7 protein-coding genes are annotated in these 5,505 nt (G+C 58.4%); 4 read left to right on the top strand and 3 right to left on the bottom strand.

Annotation, left to right across the window (positions count from 1 at the left end; genetic code table 11):
• Positions 1-994 precede the first annotated feature (994 nt).
• Positions 995-1,129, top strand: a complete 135-nt coding sequence (locus QZ213_RS27220; protein ID WP_365885172.1) for a hypothetical protein — start codon at positions 995-997, stop codon at positions 1,127-1,129.
• A gap of 187 nt (positions 1,130-1,316) precedes the next feature.
• Positions 1,317-1,886 (top strand): transposase, encoded by a 570-nt coding sequence (locus QZ213_RS23910; protein ID WP_291688555.1) that lies wholly within the window; start codon positions 1,317-1,319, stop codon positions 1,884-1,886.
• A gap of 91 nt (positions 1,887-1,977) precedes the next feature.
• Here the strand turns inward: QZ213_RS23910 and QZ213_RS23915 are convergent, their stop codons facing one another.
• Both QZ213_RS23915 and QZ213_RS23920 read right to left on the bottom strand, forming a co-directional pair.
• Complete coding sequence (locus QZ213_RS23915; protein WP_291688550.1) at positions 1,978-2,235, bottom strand: hypothetical protein; 258 nt, start codon at positions 2,233-2,235, stop codon at positions 1,978-1,980.
• Positions 2,236-2,282: 47 nt separating this feature from the next.
• Complete coding sequence (locus QZ213_RS23920) at positions 2,283-2,513, bottom strand: hypothetical protein (RefSeq protein WP_291688551.1); 231 nt, start codon at positions 2,511-2,513, stop codon at positions 2,283-2,285.
• Positions 2,514-2,588: 75 nt separating this feature from the next.
• On the opposite strand from QZ213_RS23920, the gene QZ213_RS23925 reads away from it, so the two are divergent.
• Entirely contained in the window at positions 2,589-2,846 is a 258-nt protein-coding gene (locus tag QZ213_RS23925; protein WP_291688552.1) for a hypothetical protein, read from the top strand.
• A 336-nt stretch (positions 2,847-3,182) separates the two neighbouring features.
• Here QZ213_RS23925 and QZ213_RS23930 read toward each other — a convergent pair whose 3' ends face one another.
• Positions 3,183-3,317, bottom strand: a complete 135-nt coding sequence (locus tag QZ213_RS23930; RefSeq protein WP_291688553.1) for a hypothetical protein — start codon at positions 3,315-3,317, stop codon at positions 3,183-3,185.
• Between the two features lie 845 nt (positions 3,318-4,162).
• Between QZ213_RS23930 and QZ213_RS23935 the strand changes: the two genes are divergently transcribed.
• A partial coding sequence (locus QZ213_RS23935; RefSeq protein WP_291688554.1) for a caspase family protein occupies positions 4,163-5,505 on the top strand: 1,343 nt, incomplete at its 3' end.

Raw genomic sequence — 5,505 nt, forward strand, 5'->3', positions numbered from 1 at the left:
GCCTCACAACGAGGGGAATCCGGGGCCATCTGGCGGCCGACGCCAGGCTTGCCGCACGAGGAATAAACGCGAACCGGTGTTGCAAGAAATCATCAATCCGCTTCGAATTGGGTGTCTGGAACCGAAACCTTTTGACTGTTCGAACGGACAATCGTTCTGTTCGAGCAGGGGCGCGCGATAGGTGGTGTACCATGCGTGATGAATTCGCTTCTAACAGCTTCCTCGCCGTGACCGTTGCCGGTTTTGTCCTACTTTGCTCTGGTTTGGTCGCTTTCGTATTTGCCTAATCTGTGACCGTTGAAAAGAACTCGGCGCCAACCGGCGAGGCCCGTGACCGCGGATCTAAGCGCCCCCACTCTTGTTCTCCGCGGCGGCGGTTTCCGTCCCGCGCGCTCACGTTGGTGTCACGCTCGACTAGCCGTTTTGGAATTTTTCCAGCAAAGGAGCCTGACTGACCATGATCCGTCTATTGGTCCTCGCGATTTTGGTGGCATCTGGCGGAGCCGCTTCAGCTCAGACGACGGGATTGGTTAGACCGGCTGCTGTTCTGCCGTCGGACAAGAACGAGGTACCGCCCGGTGGCTGCACGCCCATCGGCGTCACCGCTTCAGGGGAGATCGTATTCCCGTTTACATGCAAGGCGTTACTCGAAAGGGTCCGCGGACCGATCGAAAACCCGAAAGCTGTCGCGCGGGACGAAAAACCGGTCCAGCCCGAAAACGAAAAGGTGGAAACGCCGGCCGCCGCGGTCTCTATTCAAGCAGACGCCCCAGCACAAAATGAGCCTGTCATCCAACCGGTGGAAACGGTTCCTTTGCCGAAGCCGAGAACAGGAAAATGGCGACGACCGAAAGCGGAGCCACCAGAGGAAGCGGCGACGGCCGGACGCGTTGGCCGGCGACACCAACAAGCTCTAAGCCGGGCTACGCACCAGCGGCCTTCCTAGAGTCGTGGAGCCATTGCGGAAGCCGTCGCTCATAACGGCGGCAAGATTATGCAGATTCTCATCCTGCTTGGGCTGACCAACATCGCCGGCCGCGAGGGAAACGATGCCGTAGATGCTGAGGGTCGGGAGTACGAGAATGAAGGCAGCGTTGGTTCGGCTCGGCATTCGCGGTTTCAATCCTAAGCTGAAAAGGGCCAGCACGCGCCTAGACGGCTTGCGCACGCCTGAGGGCGAGCCAATCCCGCCCAACGCGCTGGCTGAGTTACGTCGCGACATGGAGCGCCGACGACTCGTCAATAATCAAATCCGGCAGATTGAGGAGGAACGCCTGAAGCGTATCGACCAAGCGCCCTGTGATGGACCGAACATCATGGTGCGCCTGTTAGCGCGCGTGATGGGGGTCGGCATAGAGACAGCCGACATGCTGGTGCACGAGGTGTTGTCGCGAAACATGCGCGACCGACGGGCCGTAGCGCGTTATGCCGGCCTCACTGGTTCACCCGACGAGAGCGGAAGGAAACGCCGAGAGAAAGGGCTAGCCCGCTCGGGCAATACCCGGGTCCGACGAGGCATGATTCAATTGGCGTGGCGGTTCCTTCTACACCAGAAGAATAGCGCCTTGACGAAGTGGTATCGATCGCGCACCGAGAACGCTCGCGGTACTCGAAAGCCCATGATCGTGGGGTCATCAACGGCCCTGACGGCTCTGAAATCCGACTTCCGTTCTACCCCCAAGACCGAACATCGCCGAGCAGGCCGGCCATGTGGGTTTCGTGCCATGTCCGGAAATGAGCGCCCAAGGGAGCAATCTCGATCCTTGCCGACCATTCCACCCCTCTTAACGTGCATTGCTGTGCGTTCATCCGACCACATTCGGCTCCGCCGCACTGCGCACTTTTGTCCAATAGGGCCGACGACGCGATCACGAAAGAGTCAGTAACCAAACCTGCTCGTCGAACAGGACCGCTGCGCCAGCTATGTATGGCAGCAACGCGGGATCGGCACCCGGACGTCGGGCATATCGAATGACGCTATCCTGCTAAGCGCTCCTCGATCATTGCTTCAGATGCTTCAAGTCGCTGCCTAAGGGCAGCGATGGTGACATTCAAATTGTCACGGCGAGCCCGGAGTTGCCGGGCCATGATGGGATACGCCGGGTCCGAAACATCCTTGACCCTTGCGCGCTCCTCCTCATTATCGATATCGACGTTAAGAAGTTCAACGGACCGATTGAGGTTCGCGATTAATGTTTCAATTCGCGCCGTCTCTGCAAGGGGAGGGTGTTTCATGGCGGAACTCGCTTGCTCGGTTTTGACACAAGTGCGGCTTTGTCTTCCTATTGAGCAATCACCGTGCCATCGTTCCGGATCACGTTGAGCGCTTGCCGCGCATTCGGGCCGCGCGGACGGAGCGGTGCGGTCTCGAAGGATTTGGAGGGCGGGAACCAAATCGTCGCCCAAAGCCGTGTTTCCGGATGCCCGATCCGATTGAACAGGTCCCAAGGGAAACCAGTAACGGCAAGGTGGTTCAGGCTGCGTGGTGGGTGTGGATCGAAGAGGTTGTCCACGCTATCCACACCCCCCACTAGCCGTATGGCAGCAACTTGCTGTTGCCGATAGGTTTGGTGCTTGGGGGAAGTTCCATGCTCGATTTTAAAACCAATCTCGATAGGTTCATCGAAGAGACGGAGGCGTTCAGGAAGAGCGTTCCTGTGGAGCAACTAATGACGCGAACTGTCGTCGAACCGAACCGAACGCCATCGGTAAACTGGGAAGAGTCAGAGCGCGAAGAAATTGGACGTCGCGTCGCCAACTTTAAGGTCCATCAGCAGCGCTTCACAAGGGAGCGTGAGGATTACGCCGCGTCCGAATTGAAGCGAATGCTGGCGCGTCGATATTAACCGAACCAGCATGCCAGAGCCGGGCCATAGATTATGCGGTTGTGGGGCGATTTATCGCCGCACACAGGTGATGGCACCTACTCGACAGGTGAGCAGCTTTGAGTGCGCCGTCTGTGAGACGACCTTGGAAAGCTGGAATACAGCTTGGGTCCCGAAATATCGGCTGATCGTGGGCAGCCCCGCAAGAAAGTCAGAACGCGGGTGAAATTCTGCTTGCCACGAGATGGTCAGCCCGCGCCGCCAGCTCGCCTTGTGGCTGACCTGTGCGGTATCTCACGGCAAACTCGGTATTTGCCGACAAGGTCGCAGCGCCTTAGCTCGCTGCGGCCACGCTTTCTACCAGCCGAAGGAGTGCCGTATTTGACGCAGCATGGCTAGGACACCATCCGTGTAAAAGCCGCTGTCGTAATACTGGTCAACTTGAACGGCAATGAACATTACCACTGCCGCAATTGCTGCGCCTTTAATCATGGCAGGTTCTCCCGAACACCGGGCACGGGGTGTTTCCGAAATCGAAATATAGACAGCCCGCAGGCCCAAAACGGCAATACAGTCGAAGTGGCAAGAATGGTCTCAGGTCGTAAACAAGTGGCTAAGGGTCGTTCCCGAGGTCCTTGACACCCGTGGTTACAGCTCGTCGAGCCGTTCCAGAATTCGGCGTCTCATACCAGCCGATGTCGGATACGCCGCGAATATACGAAAGCCAAAAATCGGTTATCCGTTTTGATCTTGGTCAACACGTTAGATTTTAGGGGGCTAAGTTAGTCCTAATTTCATTTTTCCTACGTTGTCGCATGACGAGATTGCCAACTGTCGGTTTAGATTACGGAGCCTTGCGTCGAGAGTGCCTCAATGCGGTTAGGCAGTGGCCCGGCTGCGCGACCGTGGCGGGCATCCAAATTCTTCGTGAAAACTCGCCGGGTGGCTTTTCCGTGCGCGTGACATTGTACGGCAATGCCAATCAGAAAATTGCCAATCGCGCAGCAAGATTTGTCGAACGCGAGAAGCGACGACTTTACCATTTAATTGGATAGGTTTGACGGTGACGCTGCACCTACTTTTGGTGGCGTTCCCATCGCTCAAATCATTTCATTGAGGTCGATTTTGTTGGTCATTCAGCAGTTCAATACCGTTGCAACCAGTTCCGGTCTAACCCCAATTTCAGACATATCGCTGCATCGCACTAACCGACGCGATGTGCCATGAACAGACATGCTCGTTAATGCCGGCATTAACGGACTGCTGGTGCGATTCGGCGCTTTTCGTGACACGCGCCGGCTGCTAGTTTCCCGATAATGATTGGGGATGCATTGGGGATGCACCGGCGGCTCACGAATTGGACGGGAAATCGCGGCGCAATCGCCGCCGCGATCGCGCTACTGTCGCTTGTATCGGCATCTCCCGCCGCAGCCGAGAAGCGCATCGCGCTGGTGGTGGGCAATTCCGCCTATCAAAACATCACCCGACTCGACAATCCCCGCAACGATGCGACGCTGATGGCCGACACGCTCTCGAGCCTCGGCTTTACCCTGATAGGTGGACGCGCCCAGCTTGATCTCGACAAAGCCGCGCTCGATATCGACGTGCAGAACTTCGGGCGTCAAATCCAGGGCGCCGAAGTCGCGCTGTTCTATTATGCCGGCCACGGCGTGCAGGTGAGCGGCTCGAACTACCTAGTACCGGTGAACGCCAACCCGACCCGCGAAGCCGATGTCGATTTCCAGATGGTGGACGTCAATCTTGTGCTCCGCCAGATGCAGGGTTCGGGCACCCGACTCAACATGGTAATCCTCGACGCTTGCCGCAACAATCCGTTCGGCGCGCGCGGGCTGCGCTCCGCCGATGGCGGGCTTGCCCAGATGCGGGCGCCGGAAGGAACGTTGATCTCCTATGCGACGCAGCCCGGCAGCGTCGCCCAGGACGGCAGCGACGGCCACAGTCCCTATACGAAGGCCTTGGCGACGACCATCAAGCAGACGGGGCTCGACATCTTTCAAACCTTCAACCAGGTCGGCCTCGCCGTGAAGCGGGAGACGGGCGGATCGCAGCAGCCCTGGGTGTCCTCCTCGCCGATCGACGGCTCCTTCTATTTCGCCGCGCCCGCGGTGGCGGCCGGGCCGCAAGTTGCGATCGCGCCGCCGCCACAGCAAGAACTCGCCGGTACGCTGCGCGCGGACCCCGACTTCGTCCCGATTAAAGATGCCGCGCTGCTGCGCGAATTGAGCGAACGGCTCTACGAGCACAACTTCGACCCGGACGTCCCCGACAGCAAGACCGGCATGAAGCTCGCGATCAGCAAGTTTCAGGAAAAGAGCAACCTGTCGCCGTCAGGTGAAGCAACCGAAGGCGTGCTGACGCGGTTGCGCAAGATGGACGATCTGAAGCCATGGGGATCGATCGTCTATGGTCCCGATAGCAACAATTGGGGGATTTCCTGGAATCACAAGTCGCGCAGGGCGGCCGTGGACGACGCGCGCTCCAATTGCGGAGCAGGCCGATGCCCGATTGAACTGAGCTTCTACGGCCATGGCTGTGGGGCTTTCGCGGTTTCAGGCAAATCATGGTCGCTGGTTCAGCGCGACACCGTGCAAAAGGCCAAGGATGCCGCGCTTGACGATTGCGGGAGAACTGGCAAGTCTTGCCGCATCATCGGGGCGGT

The organism is Bradyrhizobium sp., assembly GCF_017881085.1.
In the GTDB taxonomy this organism is placed as follows: Bacteria; Pseudomonadota; Alphaproteobacteria; order Rhizobiales; family Xanthobacteraceae; genus Bradyrhizobium.

Bases quoted from the DNA above. Each gene is read 5' to 3' on its own strand.
- QZ213_RS23925 (WP_291688552.1), top strand. From the start codon at position 2,589: ATGCTCGATTTTAAAACCAATCTCGATAGGTTCATCGAAGAGACGGAG.
- QZ213_RS23910 (WP_291688555.1), top strand. From the start codon at position 1,317: ATGGTGCGCCTGTTAGCGCGCGTGATGGGGGTCGGCATAGAGACAGCC.
- QZ213_RS27220 (WP_365885172.1), top strand. From the start codon at position 995: ATGCAGATTCTCATCCTGCTTGGGCTGACCAACATCGCCGGCCGCGAG.
- QZ213_RS23930 (WP_291688553.1), bottom strand. From the start codon at position 3,317: ATGATTAAAGGCGCAGCAATTGCGGCAGTGGTAATGTTCATTGCCGTT.
- QZ213_RS23915 (WP_291688550.1), bottom strand. From the start codon at position 2,235: ATGAAACACCCTCCCCTTGCAGAGACGGCGCGAATTGAAACATTAATC.